Source organism: Rhodopseudomonas palustris (genome assembly GCF_013415845.1).
Lineage (GTDB): Bacteria > Pseudomonadota > Alphaproteobacteria > Rhizobiales > Xanthobacteraceae > Rhodopseudomonas > Rhodopseudomonas palustris_F.
Genome location: NZ_CP058907.1, coordinates 5058589 through 5081534, shown reverse-complemented (window position 1 = coordinate 5081534; position 22946 = coordinate 5058589). Strand labels below are relative to the sequence as shown.

Genomic DNA, 22946 nt, shown 5'->3' with positions numbered 1-22946 from the left:
AGCGTTGGCCGAAGCCTTAACGGGAGACGGTCTCCCGCCGCCGATCACGCTCCATGGTTTACGGATCGCGGCTGCGTGATGATCCGAGGTGCGGTCAGACGAGGCATGCGGTTTGCACGTTCGCTCTTAGATTGAATCTGGCCGAAGCCGTCCGCAGTTTTGTGCCAAATCAAACCATTTGGCAGGGCTCTTTTGTTAGATTGAGAATTGATAGCGCCTGTTACAATCGTTCTAAACTCCCGATGGCGCCGGCTTGAATCTCTTGACCTTCGCGGCGCCGATTGGAAGAACGAGTAATGACCCAAATCCCCCATCACAACGGCCACAGCCATCACCAGCCGATCCTGCTGGGGAACGCGCGACGCGGCTATCGCGGCGTCGTCCAGGCGATCGATCCGCACCGCGGGGCGTCGTCGTTGCAGCCGATCGAATTGGAAAGCCGGCTGATCGAGCTCGGCTTCGTCGAGGGGGCCAAGGTCGAAGTGTTGCACGAGGGTATCATCGGCCGGGATCCGATCGCGGTCCGGGTCGACAACATCACCATCGCGGTCCGCCGCCGCGAGGCGATGGCCGTCGTGTTGATGTGACGCGCAGATTGCAGCTTCTTGATTTGGCGATTGCGCGATGAGCTCGATCGATTCTCACCCGTTCAACCTTGCCCTGGTTGGAACACCCAATAGCGGCAAGACCTCCCTGTTCAACGCGCTGACGGGTAGCCGCCAGAAGGTGGCGAACTACCCGGGCGTGACCGTCGAGCGCAAGACCGGCCTGTTCACCACGCCGGCCGGCCGTGTCGTCAGTCTGGTCGATCTGCCGGGCACCTATTCGCTGCGCGGCCGCAGCCCCGACGAAGAGATCACCCGCGATGTGGTGCTCGGCCGCAAGTCGGGCGAGCCGGTGCCGGATCTGGTGCTGTGTGTCGCCGACTCGACAAACCTGCGGCTGACCTTCCGGCTGATGCTGGAATTGAAGGGGACCGGCCGTCCGCTGATGCTCGTGCTGAACATGTACGACATCGCAATGCGCCGTGGCGTCACGGTCGATGTCGAGAAGCTGTCGGCGCAGCTTGGTATTCCGGTGGTGACGTCTATCGCGGTCCGCAAGGGCGGCACCGCGGAGCTGCTGAAGCGGACCGATGAATTCGCCGCCCGGGCGCCGGCGCCCGCGACCGACACCAATTGGCGGCCGCTGTCCACCAGCGAGCTGCGCGCCCTGCAACGCGAGGCCGACCGCATCATCGCCGATTGCGTCAGCCTGCCGGCGCGGCCCCACACCCTGACGGCTCAGATCGACCGGGTGGTGCTGCATCCCGTCGCCGGCCTGCTGATCCTGATCCTGATCCTGTTCGTGATGTTCCAGGCGGTGTTCTCCTGGGCGCAGCCGATCATGGAGCTGATCTCCGGTGGCTTCGAAGCCCTCGGCGCCTTCGTCCAGGCCAACTTGCCCGAGGGGCTGCTGCAGAGTTTCCTGCAGAACGGCGTGATCTCCGGCGTCGGCAGCGTCCTCGTGTTCCTGCCGCAGATCATCATCATCTTCCTGTTCATCCTGCTGCTGGAAGACCTCGGCTACATGGCGCGCGCCGCGTTCCTGATGGATCGCATCATGGGCGGCGCCGGTCTGCACGGCCGTGCCTTCATTCCGCTGCTTTCGAGCTTTGCCTGCGCGATCCCCGGAATCATGGCGACGCGCGTGATCGACAACCGCCGCGACCGCCTCACCACCATCCTGATCGCGCCGCTGATGACCTGCTCGGCGCGCATCCCGGTCTATACGCTGATCATCTCGGCCTTCGTGCCGGCCAAGGACGTGTTCGGCTGGATCAATCTGCAGGGGCTGGTGATGTTCGGCCTCTACACCGCGGGCATCGTCAGCGCCCTGACGGTGTCGGCGCTGGTCAAGTTCTTCATGTGGCGCGACTACGAGCCGGCGCCGTTCATGCTCGAACTGCCGGACTACAAACTGCCGCGGCTGCAGAGCGTGGCCATCGGCATCTATATCCGTGCCAAGATGTTCCTGCAGCGCGCCGGTACCACCATCTTCTCGATGATGGTGCTGATCTGGTTCCTGGCTTCGTTCCCGCGGCCGCCGATCGGCGCGACCGAGCCGGCGATCGACTACAGCCTGGCCTCGATCATCGGCCACGCGGTCGAGCCGGTGCTGGCGCCGCTCGGCTTCAACTGGCAGATCGCGGTGGCGCTGATCCCCGGCATGGCGGCGCGCGAGGTCGCGGTCGCGGCGCTCGGCACCGTCTATGCGATCGAGGGCGGCAAGGAAGCGGCCGAGCAGATCGGCCTGGTGCTGGCTTCGAAGTGGAGCCTGGCCACCGCGCTGTCGCTGCTGGCCTGGTTCGTGTTCGCGCCGCAATGCGCCTCGACGCTGGCGGTGATCAAGCGCGAGACCGGAAGCTGGCGCTGGATGGGCGTCACCTTCGTCTACATGTTCGTGCTCGCCTATATCGCCAGCCTGATCACCTACAACGTCGCCGTCGCCCTCGGCGCCGGCTAGTGCCGGCGTCGATGAGCGCAGTCCAGTGCTGCGCTCTGGGTCGCTCGGCCTAGAGCGCTTCATCGATTGATTGAAGCGGATTTGGCCTTTGCCAAGCGTCCGAAGTCCTCATCCTGAGGAGCCTGGCAAAGCCGGGCATCGGGATGAGGCGTCAGTCAATGTAGGAAAGCCATCCTGGCGATGGCGAGCGGCAGGCCGTCGCCCGCCTAGAACACCGCGATCGGCTGCGCCGCGTAGCTCGGGCGAATTTCGGTCTGCGGCTGCACGGCGCGCAGCACCGCCTTGGCGATGCCCCGGCCGCGATCGTCGATCCCGGTCCACTGCGCATGGCGGCCGCGGGAATCCACCTCCAGCAGCTTGACGCCCTGCGGCACGTCCTGGCCGTCGCGCACGACGCCGCGCAGGATGCCGTCGCACGGCGCCCGCACCGGAACGCCGCCGAGGTGACCGATCGGATAGCCGCTGAAGACACGGCTGCCGATTTCGACCGCGGTCCGCCATCGGCCGCTGGCCTGCGAATATTGGAAGCGCTCGGCTCCGACGCCGCCGAGCGGGCTGGCGACGCCGTCGGCCGCATCGGTCCAGCCGGAGCCGACGATCAGGCCGCTGCGGCCGGGACGGGTTTCGATCGCAACGTCGCAGTTCACCGCGGTCGAGAAGCCGGGCCCGAGGCCGACGCTGACGCGCGCGAGCCCGCGCAGGTCCGGCGTCACCCGGTGCTTCTGCATCCGCGCATCGATCAGCACGTCGACCGTGCTGATCGGCAGCAGGTCCGGCAGCGCCAGCCAGGTCACCAGCACGTTGTCGTGGCGGCGCAGCGCCTTGAAAATCTGGGTGGCGTGATCGACCCGCTCGCCACGCACGCCTTCGACCGTGACTTCGTCGCCATACAGCGCATCGTGAAACGCCATCTTGCGGCGGATCACCGGCGGAAACGGATCGTGCGACATCACCACACAGCAGCCGGCGCGGTGCAGATGCACAGCGACGGCGGAGGCGATCTCATTAGTCCCGAGCACGACCGCGAAGCCGCCGGCGCTGAGTTGGAGAGGCTGCGTCATCACCACCACGCTGTGTTCAGTGTCCGAAGCCTGTTTAAGCAAGAGCCGGACCAGACCGAGCAGGCGCTGTTAGTGGTAATGGGTGGCGGGTTTTGATGTCGGAAAGCCAACGTTGTGTCGGGTTGTGCGGCGCGAGCGGTGTCGCTGTAATGACATCGGCTGGCAACTAGGTGTGGTTTGTCGGCCTAAATCGAACGTCGTAGCGGTTGGCCCGGTTCATGCAAGTTCACTTGCAACGAAACCGATGGAGACCGTCCCGTGCACCCTGAACCACTGCACGCAGAGCGGCCCGAACCCGCGCCCGCTTCGCCCCCTGCCGGGCGCCCCGCAGAGATGCCTCCTGGTATGCCGGCCGGAATGCCGTCGGCCACAGGCGGCGCCTGTCCGTTTCACAATGATCAGCGCGAGGCGCGCGTCGGCAAGCAAAAGACGCTGGTCCTGACCGGCGCGTCGCGCGGTATCGGCCATGCCACCGGCAAGCTGTTCTCCGACGCCGGCTGGCGCATCATTACCTGCTCGCGGCAGCCGTTCGCCGACGACCGCTGTCCGTGGGCGACCGGCCTCGAGAATCACGTCGCGGTCGAACTCGCCGACCATCGCGCGGTGCCCCGGGCGATCGACGAACTGAAAGAGAAGCTCGGCGGCGGCCCATTGAACGCCCTGATCAACAATGCGGCGATCTCCCCCAAGAGCGCCGAGGGCGAACGGCTGACCTCGTTGAACACGCCGGTCGGCACCTGGATGAGCGTGTTCCACGTCAACCTGCTGGCACCGGTGATGCTGGCGCAGGGGCTGTTCGACGAACTGCGCGCCGGCCAGGGCTCGATCGTCAACGTCACCTCGATCGTCGGCTCGCGCGTGCATCCGTTCGCCGGCAGCGCCTACGCCACCTCGAAAGCGGCGCTGACCTGCCTGACCCGTGAGATGGCGCATGACTACGCGCCCTACGGCATCCGGGTAAATGCGATCGCGCCGGGTGAGATCAAGACCGACATCCTGTCGCCCGAGACCGAGGCAATGCTGGCGCCAACGATTCCGATGCGCCGGATCGGAACCCCTGAGGAAGTCGCCAAGGTGATGTTCTTCCTGTGCTCGGATGCGGCCAGCTATGTCACCGGCGAAGAAATCCACATCAATGGCGGTCAGCACGTCTGAGTGCTAGCCTGAGCGAATAGTTCGCAATTAGTTTGCGGCTGATTGGCAATCACACGCGGCGTCTGCTGGCTGCCGTTCTTTTGGTCGATCAGTTTTGCGCTGCGTCAATGCAGGAGCGGCGGCGGACTGGTGCTAGGGTAGTAATCAGTTGATTATCAGTATTTTTGCCAGTGGTAATGAACTAAGCAGAGCTAGCCATAACTTCCGCAGTCATGCAGCCAAGATGAGCACGACATCTGGTTGGAATTCATCCACAATCCGCCAATGCTCCGGATCTGACGGGGGAAGGCTCGGGAGCGATGGAGACCAGCTATGGCTCAGCGCGAAATTCGCCTTGTCGATAACGAGTACCCGTCGCCTTCGATGACCCATCCTCCGATACCGCTGAGTGACATCGCGCTCACCGGCATTTTCGAGATCTCGAAAATCCTCACCTCACCGGCGCGGTTGGAGATCACCCTCGCCAACGTCGTCAACCTGCTGCAGTCATTTTTGCAGATGCGCAACGGCGTGGTGTCGCTGCTCGCCGATGACGGCGTGCCCGATATTACCGTCGGGGTCGGCTGGAATGAGGGCAGCGACAACCGCTATCGCGCCCGGCTGCCGCAGAAGGCGATCGACCAGATCGTCGCGACCGCGGTGCCGCTGGTCGCCGACAACGTCTCCGCCCATCCGATGTTCACCGCCGCCGATGCCATGGCGCTCGGCGCCACCGACGAAATCCGGGTGTCGTTCATCGGCGTGCCGATCCGGATCGACTCGCGGGTGGTGGGGACGCTGAGTATCGACCGCGTCCGCGATGGCCGTTCGCACTTCCGGATGGACGCCGACGTGCGCTTCCTCACCATGGTGGCCAATCTGATCGGCCAAACCGTGAAGCTGCACCGCGTCGTCGCCCGCGACCGCGAGCGGCTGATGGCGGAAAGCCACCGGCTGCAGAAGGAACTGTCCGAGCTGAAGCCGGAGCGCGAGCGCAAGCGGGTCAAGGTCGACGGCATCGTCGGCGAGAGCCCGGCGATCCGCAAACTGCTGGCCAAGGTCAGCATCATCGCCAAGTCGCAGTCGCCCGTGTTGCTGCGCGGCGAGTCGGGAACCGGCAAGGAGCTGATCGCAAAAGCGATCCACGAATTGTCGGCGCGCGCCAACGGCCCGTTCATCAAGATCAACTGCGCGGCGCTGCCGGAATCGGTGCTGGAGTCCGAGCTGTTCGGGCACGAGAAGGGCGCGTTCACCGGCGCGATCGCCTCGCGCAAGGGCCGGTTCGAGCTCGCCGACAAGGGCACGCTGTTCCTCGACGAGATCGGTGAGATCTCCGCGTCGTTCCAGGCCAAGCTGCTGCGCGTCTTGCAGGAACAGGAATTCGAACGGGTCGGCGGCAACCAGACCATCAAGGTCAATGTCCGCATCGTCGCCGCGACCAACCGCAATCTGGAAGAGGCGGTGGCGCGCAAGGAATTCCGCGCCGATCTGTATTACCGCATCAATGTAGTGCCGATGATCCTGCCGCCGCTGCGCGACCGGCCCAGCGACATCCCGCTTCTGGCGAGCGAATTCCTGAAGAACTTCAACAAGGAGAACGGCCGCGAGCTGGCCTTCGAGTCGCACGCGCTGGATCTGCTGAAGGCCTGCTCGTTCCCCGGCAACGTCCGCGAGCTGGAGAACTGCGTGCGCCGCACCGCCACCCTGGCGATGGGGCCGGAAATCCGCGACAGCGATTTCGCCTGTCATCAGGACGAGTGCCTGTCGGCGATCCTGTGGAAAGGCCACGCCGAGCCCGCGCCTGAGCGCCCACGCCCCGAAATCCCCCTGCAGGTGCTGCCGCGCAAGGCGCCGGTGGAAATCGTCCATCCGCGCGAGCCGGTCGCATCAGCGGATGATTTTGCGCCGGCGCCGGTTCGTTCCGAGATGCCATCCGACGAATCGAACATGTCGGAGCGCGAGCGGCTGATCAACGCCATGGAGCGAGCCGGGTGGGTGCAGGCGAAGGCCGCACGCATTCTCGGCCTCACGCCGCGCCAGATCGGCTACGCGCTGAAGAAGCACAACATCGAGCTCAAGCACTTCTGACCCTTCTCGCTTGAAATCATCAGACAAGGCGCGACGCCCCCTGGCGCCGCGCCTTGTCTGTCTGTGGGCGCTTCGAAGCAGATCATTGTGGTGTCTTGCGAAGTTCGATGACGGGTCAGGATGCCTGTCAGACTTGCGACAAGTGTCGGGGGCCTTACACCGGCACAGCCCCTCAGGGCGAGAAATAACTCTTTAAAATCAATCATCAGGCATCTGGCACGCGGCTTGAAAGACAACTGGTCAGCAGCCCTCTGCGAACCAGGAGCCGACCATGGCCTACAAGATTGTTACCTCCCAGTGCACCGTCTGCGGTGCGTGTGAATTCGAATGCCCGAACGCTGCGATCAGCATGAAGCGCGGCACCTATGTGATCGACGCGACCAAGTGCACCGAGTGCGAAGGTCAGTTCGACAAGCCGCAGTGCGTCTCGGTCTGCCCGGTCGACAACACCTGCGTGCCGGCCTGACGCGTGATCTTGCAAGACGGCCGACGCCTTGACCGTCGGACGCCGTCTTCAATGGATCGCCGCGCCCGCGGATCGCTCCTGATCTTCGCCGGCTCGGTTGCAGCACCATCACCCACCGACAAGCCGCCCGTCGTGCGGCGATCGAACGAGGCCCGGATATGAGCAAGCTGCTGCAACTGCACGATTTCAGCGCGCTGGGAACGACGTCGTTCGACGAGATGCGCAAGAGCGCGGCGCAATCGGGCTGCAGCAGCAAGAGCGGCGCCGGCAAGACCGGCTGCGGCTCGGCCGCTGGCCCCAGCGATCTGCCGCCGGAAGTCTGGGAGAAGGTGAAGAATCATCCCTGCTACAGCGAGCAGGCGCATCATCACTTCGCCCGCATGCACGTCGCGGTCGCGCCCGCGTGCAACATCCAGTGCAATTACTGCAATCGCAAATACGATTGCGCCAATGAATCCCGTCCCGGCGTGGTCAGCGAGAAGCTGACCCCGGAGCAGGCCGCGCGCAAAGTCGTCGCAGTAGCCTCGACCATCCCGCAGATGACCGTACTTGGCATCGCCGGTCCGGGTGATGCGCTTGCCAATCCGGCCAAGACCTTCAAGACCTTCGAGCTGGTCACCGAGACCGCGCCCGACATCAAGCTGTGCCTGTCGACCAACGGCCTGATGCTGCCCGACTATGTCGAGCAGATCGCCGCCATGAAGGTCGATCACGTCACCATCACGATCAATATGGTCGATCCGGAGGTCGGCGCGAAGATCTACCCGTGGATCTTCTACAATCACCGCCGTTACACCGGCGTCGAGGCGTCGAAGATCCTCAGCGAGCGGCAGTTGCTCGGACTGGAGATGCTGGTCGCACGCGGCATCCTGGTGAAGGTCAACTCGGTGATGATCCCGGGCATCAACGACGAGCACCTGATCGAGGTCAACAAGGCGGTGAAGTCGCGCGGCGCCTTCCTGCACAACATCATGCCGCTGATTTCCGAAGCCGAGCACGGCACTGCGTTCGGCCTGTCGGGCCAGCGCGGCCCGACCGCGCAGGAGCTGAAGGCGCTGCAGGACGCCTGCGAAGGCGAGATGAACATGATGCGGCACTGCCGGCAGTGCCGCGCCGACGCGGTCGGCCTGCTCGGCGAGGATCGCAGCGCCGAGTTCACCACCGAAAAGGTGATGGCGATGGACGTCGAATACGACCTCGCCGCGCGCCAGGCCTACCAGGCCAAGGTCGAGGCCGAGCGCGACGCGATCGCAGTCGCCAAGCAGCGCGAGCTGGAGAAGCTCGCCGACGAGACGGCGACCATCAAGATCCAGGTGGCGATCGCCACCAAGGGCGGCGGCGTTATCAACGAGCACTTCGGCCACGCCCACGAGTTCCAGATCTACGAGGTGTCGACCGCCGGTGCGAAGTTTGTCGGCCACCGCCGTGTCGATCTGTATTGCGAAGGCGGCTACGCCAGCGAAACCGGTATCGAGCCGATCCTCAAGGCGCTGAATGACTGCACCGCCGTTCTGGTCGCCAAGATCGGCATGTGCCCGAAGGACTCGCTCGCCGGCGCCGGCATCGAGGCAGTCGAGACCTACGCATTCGAATACATCGAGCAGTCGGTGATCGCGTATTTCAAGCAGTACCTGGAACGCGTCGGAAAGTCGGAGATCCGCCACGTCGCGCGAGGCGATGCCACGATCCGCCAGGGCGCGTTCACCGAGGCCTAGGACGACGCGGAAGGGGAACGACCATGGCCTACAAGATCGTCGCCTCGCAATGCACCGGCTGCTCGGCCTGCGAGCCGCAGTGCCCGAATGTGGCGATCTTCGAAAAGGCCGGCACTTTTGCGATCGACCCTTCGAAGTGCTCGGAGTGCATCGGCCACTACGATGAGCCGCAATGTGTCGCGGTGTGCCCGGTCGACGGCACCTGCGTGATCGACAATTCCGTCCCGCGCTACCAGGCAGCATGAGGCGATTCCGATGGATATGAGCTTCACCCCCTCGGCCGAAAAATTCATCCGTCGCATGCTGCGGTTCAGCGGCGGTACCGGTGGCTTCCGCCTGGTGGTCAGCGCCGGCGGCTGCTCTGGCCTGTCGGCCCAGTTCGATATCGCCGGCGCGCCGCACACCGGCGACGCGGTGGTCGATCGCGGCGACTACAAGCTGTTTCTGCCGGAATCGAGCTTGAAGCTGCTCGAAGGCGTGGTGATCGATTTCATGGAGACGCCGACCTCGAGCGGCTTCATGTTCCACGATCCGAAGGGATCGAACTGTCAGTGCGCCAGCGACAGCGGCCCCAAGCCGGCCGCCGGTCTGCATCAGCTGCGGGAGCTGTGAGCCATGCCCGACCTGATGCACAGCGAGCTGACGATGTCCGGCCCGGAGCAGTCGCTATTGGCCGGGGCGCTGCTCGGCGCTGGTCTGCCGGCGGATGCGCATCGGCATCTTGAATTGGCGGGGCGCGACTATCAGAGCGAGGCGCTGGCGGAGCAACATCTGCGCGAGGCTCATCTGCTGGCACCCGACCACGCCGCAGTGCTGATTGGGTTGTACCGTTTCTATTTCTACAAGGGCCGCCTCGGCGAGGCGCTAGAAGTGGCGCAGGCCTGCCTGTGCAAGGCTGCCCGCGACAACGGCCTCGCATCCGACTGGCGCAAGGTGCGGCGCGGCGATGCCGAGTTCTCCAGCTACTCGGCGGTGCTGCCGCGGTTCTATCTGTTCGCGCTGAAGGCCTACGCGTATTTGCAGATGCGGCTCGGCCAGCTCGACGAAGGTCACGCGGCGGTCGAAAAGCTGCTCGAGCTCGATCCGACCGACAAGGTCGGCGCCGCCGTGCTGCTCGATGTGTGGCGGCGGATAGGGCAGGACGATGACGACTGACATCGACGAAGCCCGCGATTGGCAGGGCAACGAGGTCGATTGCGCGTCGTGCCCGCATCACGAGCTGCTGTCTGCCGGGCAGTGCGAATTGAAGAAGGCTTGTGTCCAGGACCGCTATGCGCGGCGGCTGGAGCGGTTCTTCCAGCAGAATCGCGCGCTCGCTGACTCCTATCTCGACCATCCGTATTTCGAAACGCGCGCGGTCGCGGCCGGCTACGCCACAGTGTTTCTGCTGCCGAAGCTGCTGCAGGATCCCGACGAGACGGTGCGGTGGAGCGCGGCACGCCGGCTGCCCAAGCGCTATCTGCTCGGCCTGCGCGGTGACCCGCATCGCGAGGTGCGGATCCGCGTCGCCTCGGTGCTCAGCGACGACGAGCTGCGACCGATGGCGAGCGACGAAGACTACTATGTTCGCCAGATCGTGGCGCGGCGGGCTTCGCCCGGCCTGCTGCCGCTCTTGGTGCTCGATCCCGATCCTGGCGTGCGCCGCGAAGTAGCGCGGCGGATCGGCTCGGAATGGCTGGCGCAGATCGCGATGGATAAAGACGGCGAAGTTCGTCTTGAAGCCGCCAGGCGGATGACGCCGGGCCGGTTGCTGGCGATGCTCGGCGACGCCGATTGGCGGGTTCGCTACGAAGTAGCCAGCCGTGTCGACGCCTACGAACTGGCGCCGCTGCTCGACGATCCCGATCCGCTGGTGCGCGAACTTGCGCGTAGCCGCAGCGGCTTCACCGAACCTGCCCAGCTCAAACCCGCAACGGAGCCCTCGCCATGAACATCGCGCGTGACAGCGACATCGTCGAGCTCGACGGCCCGCCGGAGTTTGAATACGGCCAGAAGGTCCGGTCGCGGCTCAACATCCGTAACGACGGCACCTTTCCGGGCAAGGAAATCGGTGAGGTGCTGGTGAAGAAGGGCGACGAAGGCTACGTCGTTTCGATCGGCACTTTCCTGCAGCAATTCTATATCTATGGCGTCGACTTCGTGGCGCAGGGCCGCATCGTCGGCATGAAGCGCCGTGAGCTGGCCGCGGTCGAAGCCTTTCAGGCCGAAACCCAGGAGGCCGTGTGATGACGCCCGAGCCGCGATACCAATGGGGCCAGCGCGTCCGCGCCGAGATCGACCTATTCAACGACGGCAGCTTTCCGGATCAGCCGGACGACGCGCTGCTGGTGAAGAGCGGCGATGCCGGCGAAATCGTCCGGATCGGCCTGCACACCGAAACCAATCGGCCGGTCTATCTGGTCGAATTCGCCGAGCACCGGGTGATCGGCTGCCTTGAAGACGAAATCACCGCACTCTGACCCGTCGCCGCGGCGGCCAAGCAAAGGACCACCCTCGATGAAAGTGATGATCCGCAAGACCGCAACCGGGCACTCGGCTTATGTCGCCAAGAAGGACCTCGAGGAGCTGATCGTCGAGATGGAGAATCCGGCGCTGTGGGGCGGTAAGGTCACGCTGGCCAATGGCTGGCAGCTCGAACTGCCGGCGATGGCCGCGGACACCCCGCTGCCGATCACCGTCGAAGCGCGCAAGCTCTGACCATGGCGCTGTCGCCCGACGATTTCGCCCGGCTCGACGCGCTGCTCGGAGGCGACGCGGCCGAGGCCGGTGCGCTGAAGACGGTGCGACAGGAACTTCCCGGTCTGTCGCTGACGCAGTGCGACGCATCCGACATCTATGCGGAGCAGCCGTTCCGCGATTATCCGCGATTCAGCGTCTATCTGGTCGACGGATCAAATCACTGCTGGACCATCACCACCGACGCGGCTCGCGCGACCGGCCTGGTGGTGGTGCATCACAAGACCGCAAGAACAATCTGACAGGGGAGCAGGAAGATGCCGGCACAAGCACTCGACGACATCGCCGCGGGCTTGGTGCGCGGGCGGATCATCCCCTATCTCGGCTCCGCCTGCGTCGCGCTCGGCGAGACCAGCAGCGTGCCGACCTCGCCCGCCGAGCTGGTGGCACGGCTCACTGCGAAGACCACGGTGCCGCACAAGGTCCGCAACAATCTCACCGGCGCCGCGCAATACATCGAGAACTTCAAGCACCGCAAGACGCTGACGACGATGATGGCCGATGCGTTCCGGTCCTCGCCCCAGCCGAACGAGCTGCATCGGATGCTGGCATCGCTGCCCGATCTGCCGCTGCTGGTTCATGCCTGGTACGACGACCTGCCGCAAAAGGCCTTTGCCGGACGTGAGAACTGGGGCATGGCACAGGGCGTCAGCCAGAGCGAACACCACGGCCATTGGGTGAATTACTATCGGCCCGACGGCAGCGAAATCGCCGAGCCGGCCCCCGGCATTGTTGCCGAAGACGAGATGCCGCTGTATGCGCCGGTGCCGGACGAAGCGCTCGGCTGGAACACCATGCTGTATCAGCCGATCGGCTCGGTGGTGCCGGCCGCGAATTTCCTGGTGTCCGACAGCGACTATGTCGAAGTCCTGACCGAGATCGACATTCAGACACCGATTCCGCTGACAGTGCAGGACCAGCGCAAAGACCGGCATTTCCTGTTCCTGGGCTGTCGGTTCGACAACCAGCTCGATCGCGTCTTTGCCCGTCAGATTATGAAGCGGTCCTCTGCCCGGCATTGGGCGGTGCTTCCGGACACGCCGACCCGCAACGAGCAGCGCTTCCTCGAAGAACAGGCGATCACCCGCATCGATTGGCCGCTGACGAAGTTCGTCGCCACGCTCGGCGAACTGCTGCAGAGTCAGGCGCTGACGGCTTAGACACTTTTTCGTTTCTCCCAACCTCAATGATCATCATGGCCGGGCTCGTCCCGGCCATTCACGTTCTTGCTCCGGGAGCCCTGCCGTAGTCGTGGATGCCCGGCACAAGGCCGGGCACGACGATGCGTGCACTCGCTATCCTCGTGATTGCGGGGAGCCCAATCCAGGATCCCCATGCACCGGGCCTTGGATTGCGTCGCTTCGCACGCAATGACGCAGCGAAGTCGATCTCAAGTTGCGACAGAGTCTCGCTTAGCTCCCCGGCCGGTATCAGTTTGTTTCGTTTCTAACAGCCGTCCCCTGGGATGTCGTCCGCTCGGCAGCGATGTCGGATTCTAAACATCTACGTACATTCTGCCCGGACATTCTACATCTCCGCGAAAACACACACTTTTTCGTCTCCGGCGACGCTTGGCACGCTCGTTGCAAAACAGGGATCAGCAAGGCGAGGGATGGTTGGCCGAGCAGGTACTGCAAAGGGCAACGTCCGCATCTGAGCCGTGCGACGGTTTTGAACGGAAGAAGGCTGCGCCTCGGCGCAAATCGATCAAACGGCATTAGGTCAACGGAGAGAAAACATGGCACTTCGGCAAATCGCATTCTACGGCAAGGGCGGCATCGGCAAGTCGACCACCTCGCAGAACACGCTCGCGGCGCTGGTCGAGATGGGTCAGAAGATCCTGATCGTCGGCTGCGACCCCAAGGCGGACTCCACCCGTCTGATCCTCAACACCAAGATGCAGGACACGGTGCTGAGCCTCGCCGCGGAAGCGGGTTCGGTGGAAGACCTCGAACTCGAAGACGTGATGAAGGTCGGCTACAAGGGCATCAAGTGCACCGAAGCCGGTGGTCCCGAGCCGGGCGTCGGTTGCGCCGGCCGCGGCGTCATCACCGCGATCAACTTCCTCGAAGAGAACGGCGCCTATGAGGACGTCGACTACGTCTCCTACGACGTGCTCGGCGACGTGGTCTGCGGCGGCTTCGCGATGCCGATCCGCGAGAACAAGGCCCAGGAAATCTACATCGTCATGTCCGGCGAGATGATGGCGCTGTATGCCGCCAACAACATCGCCAAGGGCATTCTGAAGTACGCCTCGTCGGGCGGCGTCCGCCTCGGCGGCCTGGTCTGCAACGAGCGCCAGACCGACCGCGAGCTCGATCTCGCCGAAGCGCTGGCCAAGCGGTTGAACTCGCAGCTGATCCACTTCGTGCCGCGCGACAATATCGTGCAACACGCCGAGCTGCGCCGCCAGACCGTGATCCAGTACGCGCCCGACAGCCAGCAGGCCAAGGAGTATCGGACGCTGGCCGAGAAGGTCCATGCCAACGGCGGCAAGGGCACCATCCCGACCCCGATCACCATGGAAGAGCTCGAACAGATGCTGCTCGACTTCGGCATCATGAAGACCGACGAGCAGGCGCTCGCCGAACTGCAGGCCAAGGAAGCCGCCAAGGCGGCCGCCGCGTCCGCCTGATCGCATCAGCCAGGCCGGTCGCCTAGCGCGACCGGCCGCCATTCCGGCGGCCCCAGATACGAGGAACAACGATGAGCACCGCAGTCGCAGAATCCCCCGCGGACATCAAGGAACGTAACAAGAAGCTGATCGGCGAAGTCCTGGAGGCCTATCCGGACAAGTCGGCCAAGCGTCGCGCCAAGCACCTCAATACGTACGACGCCGAAAAGGCGGAGTGCTCGGTCAAGTCCAACATCAAGTCGATCCCCGGCGTGATGACGATCCGCGGTTGCGCCTACGCCGGCTCGAAGGGCGTGGTGTGGGGCCCGATCAAGGACATGGTCCATATCAGCCACGGCCCGGTCGGCTGCGGCCAGTATTCCTGGGGCTCGCGCCGTAACTATTACAAGGGCACCACCGGCGTCGACACCTTCGGCACGATGCAGTTCACCTCCGACTTCCAGGAGAAGGACATCGTTTTCGGAGGTGACAAGAAGCTCGGCAAGATCATCGACGAGATCCAGGAGCTGTTCCCGCTCTCCAAGGGCATCTCGGTGCAGTCGGAATGCCCGATCGGTCTGATCGGTGACGACATCGAGGCGGTCTCGAAGGCCAAGTCGAAGCAGTATGACGGCAAGCCGATCATCCCGGTGCGCTGCGAAGGCTTCCGCGGCGTGTCGCAGTCGCTCGGCCACCACATCGCCAACGACGTGATCCGTGACTGGGTGTTCGACAAGGCTGGCGAGAAGAATGCCGGCTTCCAGTCGACCCCCTACGACGTCGCGATCATCGGCGACTACAATATCGGCGGCGACGCCTGGGCCTCGCGCATCCTGCTCGAGGAGATGGGCCTCCGCGTGATCGCGCAGTGGTCCGGCGACGGCACCATTGCCGAGCTGGAGAATACCCCGAAGGCGAAGCTGAACATCCTGCACTGCTACCGCTCGATGAACTACATCACGCGGCACATGGAAGAGAAGTTCGGGATTCCGTGGGTGGAATACAACTTCTTCGGTCCCACCAAGATCGAAGCGAGCTTGCGCGAGATCGCGTCGAAGTTCGACGACAAGATCAAGGAAGGCGCCGAGCGCGTCATCGCCAAGTACAAGCCGCAGATGGAAGCGGTGATCGCCAAATATCGCCCGCGCCTCGAAGGCAAGAAGGTGATGCTGTATGTCGGCGGTCTGCGTCCGCGCCACGTCATCGGTGCCTACGAAGATCTCGGCATGGAAGTGGTCGGAACCGGCTACGAATTTGGCCATAACGACGATTATCAGCGCACCACCCATTACGTGAAGGACGGCACGCTGATCTACGACGACGTCACCGGCTACGAATTCGAGAAGTTCGTCGAGAAGGTGCGTCCCGATCTGGTCGGCTCGGGCGTCAAGGAAAAGTACATCTTCCAGAAGATGGGCGTTCCGTTCCGCCAGATGCACTCCTGGGACTATTCGGGCCCGTATCATGGCTACGACGGGTTCGGCATCTTCGCCCGCGACATGGACATCGCGATCAATGCCCCGGTCTGGAAACTGACCAAGGCGCCTTGGAGCTGAAGACTCGGAGCTGAACCATCACACCCCGGCCTTCCGGCGTCAGCCGCCGGAAGCGCCGTGTCACCGAATTCTTGGGAAAGACACCACCATGACCGAGACCGCAGAGAAGATCCGCGATCACTTCGAACTCTTCCGTGAGCCCCAGTACGAAGAGTTGATGGAGAACAAGCGGAAGAATTTCGAGAACTATGTTGGCGATGCCGAGGTCACGCGCGTCGCGGACTGGACCAAGACCAAGGAATACCAGGACAAGAACTTCGCTCGCGAAGCTCTCGTCATCAACCCGGCCAAGGCCTGCCAGCCGCTCGGTGCGGTGTTTGCCGCGGTCGGCTTCGAGAAAACGCTGCCGTTCGTGCACGGCTCGCAGGGCTGCGTCGCCTATTACCGCAGCCACTTCACCCGCCACTTCAAGGAGCCGACCTCGTGCGTCTCCTCGTCGATGACCGAAGACGCCGCGGTGTTCGGCGGCCTCAACAACATGATCGACGGCCTGGCCAACGCCTATGCGCTGTACAAGCCGAAGATGATCGCGGTCTCGACCACCTGCATGGCCGAGGTCATCGGTGACGACCTCAATGCGTTCATCAAGAACGCCAAGGAAAAGGGCTCGGTCCCGCAGGAATTCGACGTCACCTACGCCCACACCCCGGCGTTCGTCGGCAGCCACATCACCGGCTACGACAACACGATGAAGGGCATCGTCGAGCACTTCTGGGACGGCAAGTCCGGCACCGTGGAAAAGCTCGAGCGCAAGCCGAACGAGTCGATCAACTTCCTCGGTGGGTTCGACGGCTACACCGTCGGCAACATCCGCGAGATCAAGCGGATCTTTGAACTGATGGGCGTCGATTACACCATCTTCGGCGACAACAGCGACGTCTGGGATACCCCGGCCGACGGTGAGTTCCGGATGTACGACGGCGGTACCACGCTGGAGCAGGCCGCCAACGCGGTCCACGCCAAGGCGACGATCTCGATGCAGGAGTTCTGCACCGAGAAGACCCTGGCGACGATCGCCGATCACGGCCAGGAAGTGGTCGCGTTCAACCACCCGGTCGGCATCGCCGGCACTGATCGCTTCCTGCAGGCGGTGTCGCGGATCACCGGCAAGGCGATCCCGGAAGCGCTGACCAAGGAGCGCGGCCGTCTGGTTGACGCCATCGGTGACTCCTCGGCCCACATCCACGGCAAGAAGTTCGCGATCTACGGCGATCCGGACCTCTGCTACGGCCTCGCCGAATTCATCCTCGAACTCGGCGGCGAGCCGGTCCACATCCTGGCGACCAACGGCAACAAGGCCTGGGAAGCCAAGGTTCAGGCTCTGCTCGACTCGTCGCCGTTCGGAGCGGGCTGCAAGGTCTACGCCGGCAAGGATCTGTGGCACCTGCGATCGCTGCTGTTCACTGAACCGGTGGACTTCATGATCGGCAACACCTACGGCAAGTATCTCGAGCGCGACACGGGCACCCCGCTGATCCGCCTCGGCTTCCCGGTGTTCGACCGCCACCACCACCACCGCTCGCCGGTGTGGGGCTATCAGGGGTCGATGAACGTCCTGGTCAAGATCCTCGACAAGATCTTCGACGAAATGGACAAGGCGACCAACACTGCCGGCAAGACCGACGTCAGCTTCGATATCATCCGCTGATGCCAAACGTTCGGACCACCTGACCGTCAGGAGCGCCGCATGAGCCGCCTCGCAGACAAGATTCAAGACGTCTTCAACGAGCCCGGCTGTGCGGCCAATCAGGCCAAGTCCGACAAGCAACGCAAGAAGGGCTGCAGCAAACCGCTGCAGCCGGGGGGCGCAGCCGGTGGCTGCGCCTTCGACGGCGCCAAAATCGCGCTGCAGCCGATTGTCGACGTCGCGCACCTGGTGCACGGCCCGATCGCCTGCGAAGGCTCGTCCTGGGACAATCGCGGCACCAAGTCGTCCGGCTCGAAGCTGTATCGCACCGGCTTCACCACCGACATGGGCGAGAACGACGTGATCTTCGGCGGCGAGAAGCGGCTGTTTCGGTCGATCCGCGAGATCATCGAGAAGTACGATCCGCCGGCCGTGTTCGTGTATCAGACCTGTGTTCCGGCGATGATGGGCGACGACATCGTCGCCGTCTGCAAGGTCGCCTCCGAGAAATTCGGCAAGCCCTGCGTTCCGATCATCTCTCCCGGCTTCGTCGGCCCGAAGAATCTCGGCAACAAGCTCGCCGGCGAGGCGATTCTCGATTATGTGATCGGCACTCAGGAGCCGGAGTTCACGACCCCCTACGACATCAACATCATCGGCGAATACAACGTCGCGGGCGAATTGTGGCAGGTGAAGCCGCTGCTCGACGAACTCGGGATCCGCATTCTGTCGTGCCTGTCGGGCGATGCGCGCTATCACGAAGTGGCGCAATCGCACCGCGCCCGCGCCGCCATGATGGTGTGCTCGACCGCGATGATCAATGTCGCGCGCAAGATGGAAGAGCGGTACGGCATCCCGTATTTCGAAGGCTCGTTCTACGGCATCAGCGACACCTCCGAGTCGCTTCGCCAGATTGCCCGGCTGCTGATCGCCCGCGGCGCGCCGGACGAGCTGATGGCCCGCACCGAGGCGCTGATCGCACGCGAAGAGGCCAAGGCCTGGGCGGCGATCAAGGCCTACACCCCGCGGCTGGAAGGCAAGAAGGTGCTGCTGATCACCGGCGGCGTAAAGTCGTGGTCGGTGGTGGCGGCGCTGCAGGAAGCGGGGCTGTCCATCGTCGGCACCAGCGTCAAGAAGTCGACCAAGGAAGACAAGCTGCGGCTCAAGGAGATGAGCCCGGACGTCCACCAGATCGACGATCTGCGCCCACGCGAAATGTACAAGATGCTCAAAGATGCGCAGGCCGACATCATGCTGTCGGGCGGCCGCTCGCAGTTCGTCGCCTTGAAGGCGCGGATGCCCTGGATGGATATCAACCAGGAGCGCACCTACGCGTATTGCGGCTATGTCGGCATCGTCGAGATGGTTCGGCAGATCGACAAATCGCTGTCCAATCCGATCTGGGCGCAGGTGCGCAGCGCGCCGCCGTGGGACGAAGTGACCTGGGAACAGCGCGCCGATGCCGCGAATGCCGCCGACGATCGCCAGCGCGCGATCTTCGGGCGCTCGGCCCGAGTGGCGTAGGGAGGCTGCGATGGCACAGATCGTCACCTCGACCAAATCCTGCACCGTCAATCCGCTGCGGATGAGTCAGCCGCTCGGCGCCGCGCTGGCCTTCATGGGCCTGCGCAACTGCATGCCGCTGCTGCACGGCTCCCAAGGCTGCACCTCGTTCGGTCTGGTGCTGTTCGTCCGCCACTTCCGCGAGTCGATCCCGCTGCAGACCACCGCGATGAGCGAAGTCGCCACCGTGCTCGGCGGCTTTGAGAACGTCGAGCAGGCGATCGTCAACATCGTCGGCCGTACCAAGCCCGACGTGATCGGGATCTGCACCACCGGCGTCACCGAGATCAAAGGCGACGATCTCGACGGCTACATCAAGATGGTGCGGGCCAATCATCCGGAACTGGCGAACGTCGCGCTGGTGCCGGTGTCGACGCCCGACTTCAAAGGCGCGTTCGAAGACGGCTTCGCTGCCACGGTGACGCGGATCGTCGAGACCCTGGTCGAGACATCGGCTGAAGGCGCCGCGCCGGATGCCGACAGGATCAACGTGTTGGCCGGCAGCCATCTGACGCCGGGCGACATTGATGAGCTGCGCGACATCATCGAGGCGTTCGGCCTGGTGCCGACCTTCCTGCCGGATATCTCCGGCTCGCTCGACGGGCATGTGCCGGATGATTTCACCCCGACGACGCATGGCGGTGTCTCGGTGGCCGAAGTCGTCGCGATGGGCGGCGCGGGCCACACGCTGGCGTTCGGCGAGCAGATGCGCAAAGCCGCAGCCGCGCTCGAAGCCAAGGCCGGTGTGCCGTTCACGCTGCTGTCGCGGGTCACCGGGCTCGCGGCGGCCGATGAGCTGATGGCGACGTTGGCCAAGATCAGCGGCCGGCCGGTGCCGCCGAAATATCGCCGGCAGCGCAGCCAACTGGTCGACGCCATGCTCGACGGCCACTTCTATTTCGGTGGCAAGAGCGTCGCAATCGGCGCCGAGCCGGACATGCTGCTGAATATCGGCGGCTGGCTCGCCGATATGGGCTGTACCGTCAGCGCCGCGGTGACGACCACTACGTCGCCGAGCCTGGCGCAGGTGCCAAGCGACGAGGTGCTGATCGGCGATCTCGAAGATCTCGAGCGCCGTGCCGAAGATTGCGATCTATTGGTGACGCATTCGCACGGCCGTCAGGCCGCGGAGCGCCTGAGCGTGCCGCTGTTCCGGATGGGCCTGCCGATGTTCGACCGGCTTGGTGCCGCGCATCAGGTCGCAGTCGGCTATCGCGGCACCCGCGATCTGATCTTCGCGATCGGCAATTTGTTCATCGCCAACATCAAGGAGCCGGACGTGAACAGCTGGCGTAGTGCCTCTGCTTGCCCGGACCAGACCGATGCGCCGGCTAAGGCTCATTAGCAACGACGGTAGTCGAGCGGAGCAGAGCACCGATGCACAACTCAGGAGAACCGGCATGAAAGTCGCCTTTGCCACCCAGGACCTTGCGCGCGTCGATGCGCATTTCGGCTGGGCCCGGAACATCGCGATCTACGAAATCACCGCCGACGATTATCGCTTCATCGAAGCGGTGCAGTTCGCCGAGGAGAAGGAAGACGGAAACGAGGACAAGCTGGTCGCCAAGATCGACGCGATCCGCGATTGCGCCATCATGTATTGCACGGCGATCGGCGGCTCCGGCGCGGCGCGTGTCGTCGCCGCCCAGGTCCATCCGCTCAAGCTGGCACAGCCGGAGCTGATCACCGACCTCATCACCAAGCTGCAGGGCGTGCTGCGCGGCGTGCCGCCGCCGTGGCTGCGCAAGGCACTGATGAAGGGCGAAGAGCGTACGTTCGATTTTGCCGACGAGGCCTGACATGACCGAAGCCACCACTGCTCCCGACGCCGCGCTCGACTCGCTGTTCGTCAAGGAATTGGTCAAGCAGCTCCGCGCCCAGGACACTCACGGTGTCTGGGAAGGCAAGTCCGATCTCAAGCTGCTGGAGCCGTTCATCGTCGACAAGGCCAAGCGCCGCGAGATCCCGATCATGGGCGATCCGGATCCGGAGACGCTGTGGCGGCTCGAGCTGTTCTACAACGCGGTGGCCCTGTCGATCGAACGCGAGACCAGGATCATGGTGTCGCCGATGATGAAGATGCACCACGAGGGCTTCGGCCGGCTGATCCTCAGCGCCGGGCGGTTGATCGTCATCAACAAACACATGCGCGACGTCCACCGCTTCGGCTTCGACAACCTCGGCAAGCTGGCCGAGGAGGGCGACAAGCTGGTCGCCGCCGGCAGCGAGATGATCCGCAAATACCCCGACGTCGCCAACCTCTGAAGCGAGAGCGAGATCGTTATGTCCGACATCGAGACGCTGAAGGCCGAGATCAAGAAACTGTCCGCCCGCGCGACCACGATGAAGATGAACCTGCACGACCTGTCCGAGGAGCTGCCGATTAATTGGCAGACCATCATGACGGTGGCGCAGGAAACCCAGGATGCCTACGCGGCCCTTGAAGCTGCGCGGAAGGCTTTGAAGGAGCTGGAAGCGAAGGCCGCCTGATCGCGGCCGAACGCCTCAGCCCGAACTGCGCGGCCCATTGGCCGCGCGAGGAGCGACAACATGGCGATCTTCTCCACCCGCGACGGCAAGCCGTGGGAACCGACTTATCTCACCGCGATCGACGACAAGAAGTGCATCGGCTGCGGCCGCTGTCACAAGGTGTGCTCGCGCGACGTGATGCATCTGATGGGCGTCAACGAGGACGGCGAACTGGTCGCCTGCTCGCTCGACGACGATGATGACGACGAGGAATTCGTCCGCAAGGTGATGGTGCTCGACGCGGCCGGCAATTGCATCGGCTGCTCGGCTTGCGTCCGGGTCTGCCCGAAGGCGTGCCAGACCCACGTCAAGGCCAGCGAACTCGGGCTCTAAACAAGGGAGCGACGGACATGCTCGGCGCAGCGGGAATCCAGGCGGCAGGTGCGACGGCAGCGGCGCTGCCGCTGCGCGTGACGGCGTCGAGCTTCGCGTCCTCTCCGGCGGTGGTGTACCGGGCCTTGACCGGCTGCACCCCGGCCGAAGCCCAGATCGATGACGACCGTGCGTTCGATCGTCACGTGCTGGCATCGATCCTGTCGGTTGCGGTCACCGAACCCGGCTCGATCACCGAGTCCAGCGGTCTGACGGCCGACGATTTTGCGGCGCTGATCGTCGGCTGGTTCCCGCACGTCTCGGTCCTCTTGTCAGTGCTGGCAGTCGGCGAGCACGACGAGGACGAGGAAGCTGCGATGGTCCGCGACCTGCTGCTCAAGCATCGCTCGACCTCCGGTGACGTCGGCCGTTGGCTCGCCGCGATGGTGGCGCGGCGGGCGATGCAGCCGGAACATCTGTGGGAGGATCTCGGCCTGCGCAGCCGTACCGAGCTGAGCCGGCTGCTGATGCGGCATTTCGAGCCGCTGGCCCGCGACAACACCCGCAACATGCGCTGGAAGCGGTTCTTCTACCGCAAGCTCTGCGAAGACGACGGTATGGTGATGTGTAGCACCCCCGTCTGCTCGCAGTGCGGCGACTTCGCCGAATGCTTCGGCGAGGAGAGCGGCGAAAGCCGGATGGCGATCCGCCGCCGCGAGGTCGAACTGCGGGCGGCCGGTGTGGCTTAAGTCAGATTCAGGAAGCATCGCCACATGCACAGCGAGCTCCTTCTCCCCGCGCGCGGGGAGAAGGGTGGGATGAGGGGGCATCACCACACGGCCGAGTGCGAATAGTGACGTTGGTAGTCCGGCGAATACAGCTCGCATGCTCAGGCTCGCGGAAGCGACCCCTCACCCGGCCCGGCTTTGCCGGGCCGACCTCTCCCCGCGCGCGGGGAGAGGTTAGCGCTGCGTAGCGGGGTAGCTCGCCTCTAACCTGCGATCCATTGTCGGAAACCGTCGGCTTCGCGACGATGTCGG

The 22946-nt window shown here is 64.1% G+C and carries 26 protein-coding genes; 25 read left to right on the top strand and 1 reads right to left on the bottom strand.

The annotated features are described in order from the left end of the window. Positions 1-296: 296 nt before the first annotated feature. Both HZF03_RS23310 and feoB read left to right on the top strand, forming a co-directional pair. Positions 297-587, top strand: a complete 291-nt coding sequence (locus HZF03_RS23310; protein ID WP_107357111.1) for a FeoA family protein — start codon at positions 297-299, stop codon at positions 585-587. A gap of 37 nt (positions 588-624) precedes the next feature. After that, on the top strand, positions 625-2505 hold the full coding sequence (feoB, locus tag HZF03_RS23305) for a ferrous iron transporter B (protein ID WP_107357110.1): 1881 nt from the start codon (positions 625-627) through the stop codon (positions 2503-2505). Positions 2506-2711: 206 nt separating this feature from the next. On the opposite strand, the gene HZF03_RS23300 is transcribed toward feoB, so the two are convergent. After that, complete coding sequence (locus HZF03_RS23300; RefSeq protein WP_119017361.1) at positions 2712-3566, bottom strand: xanthine dehydrogenase; 855 nt, start codon at positions 3564-3566, stop codon at positions 2712-2714. A 357-nt stretch (positions 3567-3923) separates the two neighbouring features. Between HZF03_RS23300 and HZF03_RS23295 the strand changes: the two genes are divergently transcribed. The 23 genes from HZF03_RS23295 (at position 3924) to HZF03_RS23185 (ending at position 22655) form a co-directional block, all read left to right on the top strand. Continuing rightward, positions 3924-4721 (top strand): SDR family NAD(P)-dependent oxidoreductase, encoded by a 798-nt coding sequence (locus HZF03_RS23295; RefSeq protein ID WP_264053585.1) that lies wholly within the window; start codon positions 3924-3926, stop codon positions 4719-4721. A 312-nt stretch (positions 4722-5033) separates the two neighbouring features. After that, complete coding sequence (gene nifA, locus HZF03_RS23290) at positions 5034-6788, top strand: nif-specific transcriptional activator NifA (protein WP_011160164.1); 1755 nt, start codon at positions 5034-5036, stop codon at positions 6786-6788. Positions 6789-7059: 271 nt separating this feature from the next. Beyond that, positions 7060-7254 (top strand): 4Fe-4S binding protein, encoded by a 195-nt coding sequence (locus HZF03_RS23285; RefSeq protein WP_011160163.1) that lies wholly within the window; start codon positions 7060-7062, stop codon positions 7252-7254. Between the two features lie 158 nt (positions 7255-7412). Then, entirely contained in the window at positions 7413-8969 is a 1557-nt protein-coding gene (gene nifB, locus HZF03_RS23280; RefSeq protein ID WP_119017355.1) for a nitrogenase cofactor biosynthesis protein NifB, read from the top strand. 23 nt (positions 8970-8992) lie between these two features. Further along, positions 8993-9214, top strand: a complete 222-nt coding sequence (locus tag HZF03_RS23275) for a 4Fe-4S binding protein (RefSeq protein WP_107357105.1) — start codon at positions 8993-8995, stop codon at positions 9212-9214. Between the two features lie 10 nt (positions 9215-9224). Further along, the gene (locus HZF03_RS23270) at positions 9225-9581 is read left to right on the top strand and encodes a HesB/IscA family protein (RefSeq protein ID WP_011160160.1); all 357 of its coding nucleotides are present in this window, start codon (positions 9225-9227) and stop codon (positions 9579-9581) included. 3 nt (positions 9582-9584) lie between these two features. Further along, the gene (locus tag HZF03_RS23265) at positions 9585-10124 is read left to right on the top strand and encodes a tetratricopeptide repeat protein (RefSeq protein ID WP_011160159.1); all 540 of its coding nucleotides are present in this window, start codon (positions 9585-9587) and stop codon (positions 10122-10124) included. Further along, positions 10114-10899, top strand: a complete 786-nt coding sequence (locus HZF03_RS23260; protein ID WP_119017356.1) for a 4Fe4S-binding leucine-rich repeat protein — start codon at positions 10114-10116, stop codon at positions 10897-10899. The genes HZF03_RS23265 and HZF03_RS23260 overlap by 11 nt, the downstream gene beginning before the upstream one ends. After that, complete coding sequence (locus HZF03_RS23255; protein ID WP_011160157.1) at positions 10896-11195, top strand: nitrogen fixation protein NifZ; 300 nt, start codon at positions 10896-10898, stop codon at positions 11193-11195. Before HZF03_RS23260 ends, HZF03_RS23255 begins: the two co-directional genes overlap by 4 nt. Then, positions 11195-11428: a nitrogen fixation protein NifZ gene (locus HZF03_RS23250; protein ID WP_011160156.1), complete on the top strand. Its 234-nt coding sequence runs from the start codon at positions 11195-11197 to the stop codon at positions 11426-11428. The genes HZF03_RS23255 and HZF03_RS23250 overlap by 1 nt, the downstream gene beginning before the upstream one ends. Positions 11429-11465: 37 nt before the next feature. Next, positions 11466-11666: a putative nitrogen fixation protein NifT gene (gene nifT, locus HZF03_RS23245; protein WP_011160155.1), complete on the top strand. Its 201-nt coding sequence runs from the start codon at positions 11466-11468 to the stop codon at positions 11664-11666. A gap of 2 nt (positions 11667-11668) precedes the next feature. Next, positions 11669-11947 (top strand): hypothetical protein, encoded by a 279-nt coding sequence (locus HZF03_RS23240; protein ID WP_012497768.1) that lies wholly within the window; start codon positions 11669-11671, stop codon positions 11945-11947. 15 nt (positions 11948-11962) lie between these two features. Beyond that, positions 11963-12865, top strand: a complete 903-nt coding sequence (locus HZF03_RS23235) for an SIR2 family protein (RefSeq protein ID WP_119017357.1) — start codon at positions 11963-11965, stop codon at positions 12863-12865. 578 nt (positions 12866-13443) lie between these two features. Beyond that, positions 13444-14340, top strand: coding sequence for a nitrogenase iron protein (nifH, locus tag HZF03_RS23230; RefSeq protein WP_011160152.1), 897 nt, complete (start codon positions 13444-13446; stop codon positions 14338-14340). 71 nt (positions 14341-14411) lie between these two features. Then, positions 14412-15875: a nitrogenase molybdenum-iron protein alpha chain gene (gene nifD, locus HZF03_RS23225; protein ID WP_011160151.1), complete on the top strand. Its 1464-nt coding sequence runs from the start codon at positions 14412-14414 to the stop codon at positions 15873-15875. 88 nt (positions 15876-15963) lie between these two features. After that, positions 15964-17523 carry a nitrogenase molybdenum-iron protein subunit beta gene (gene nifK, locus HZF03_RS23220; protein WP_011160150.1) on the top strand — a complete coding sequence of 520 codons (1560 nt, stop codon included), beginning with the start codon at positions 15964-15966 and terminating at the stop codon, positions 17521-17523. 39 nt (positions 17524-17562) lie between these two features. Then, positions 17563-19026, top strand: a complete 1464-nt coding sequence (gene nifE / locus HZF03_RS23215; protein ID WP_119017358.1) for a nitrogenase iron-molybdenum cofactor biosynthesis protein NifE — start codon at positions 17563-17565, stop codon at positions 19024-19026. 10 nt (positions 19027-19036) lie between these two features. Then, positions 19037-20410, top strand: a complete 1374-nt coding sequence (gene nifN, locus HZF03_RS23210; RefSeq protein ID WP_119017359.1) for a nitrogenase iron-molybdenum cofactor biosynthesis protein NifN — start codon at positions 19037-19039, stop codon at positions 20408-20410. Positions 20411-20465: 55 nt separating this feature from the next. Beyond that, on the top strand, positions 20466-20864 hold the full coding sequence (gene nifX, locus HZF03_RS23205; protein WP_011160147.1) for a nitrogen fixation protein NifX: 399 nt from the start codon (positions 20466-20468) through the stop codon (positions 20862-20864). A 1-nt stretch (position 20865) separates the two neighbouring features. Then, positions 20866-21330 (top strand): NifX-associated nitrogen fixation protein, encoded by a 465-nt coding sequence (locus tag HZF03_RS23200; RefSeq protein ID WP_012497763.1) that lies wholly within the window; start codon positions 20866-20868, stop codon positions 21328-21330. 18 nt (positions 21331-21348) lie between these two features. Then, positions 21349-21555, top strand: coding sequence for a CCE_0567 family metalloprotein (locus HZF03_RS23195; protein WP_011160145.1), 207 nt, complete (start codon positions 21349-21351; stop codon positions 21553-21555). A gap of 60 nt (positions 21556-21615) precedes the next feature. Next, positions 21616-21927, top strand: a complete 312-nt coding sequence (gene fdxB, locus HZF03_RS23190) for a ferredoxin III, nif-specific (protein ID WP_011160144.1) — start codon at positions 21616-21618, stop codon at positions 21925-21927. A 17-nt stretch (positions 21928-21944) separates the two neighbouring features. Continuing rightward, positions 21945-22655, top strand: coding sequence for a nitrogen fixation protein NifQ (locus tag HZF03_RS23185; protein ID WP_119017360.1), 711 nt, complete (start codon positions 21945-21947; stop codon positions 22653-22655). The last annotated feature ends 291 nt before the right edge of the window (positions 22656-22946 follow it).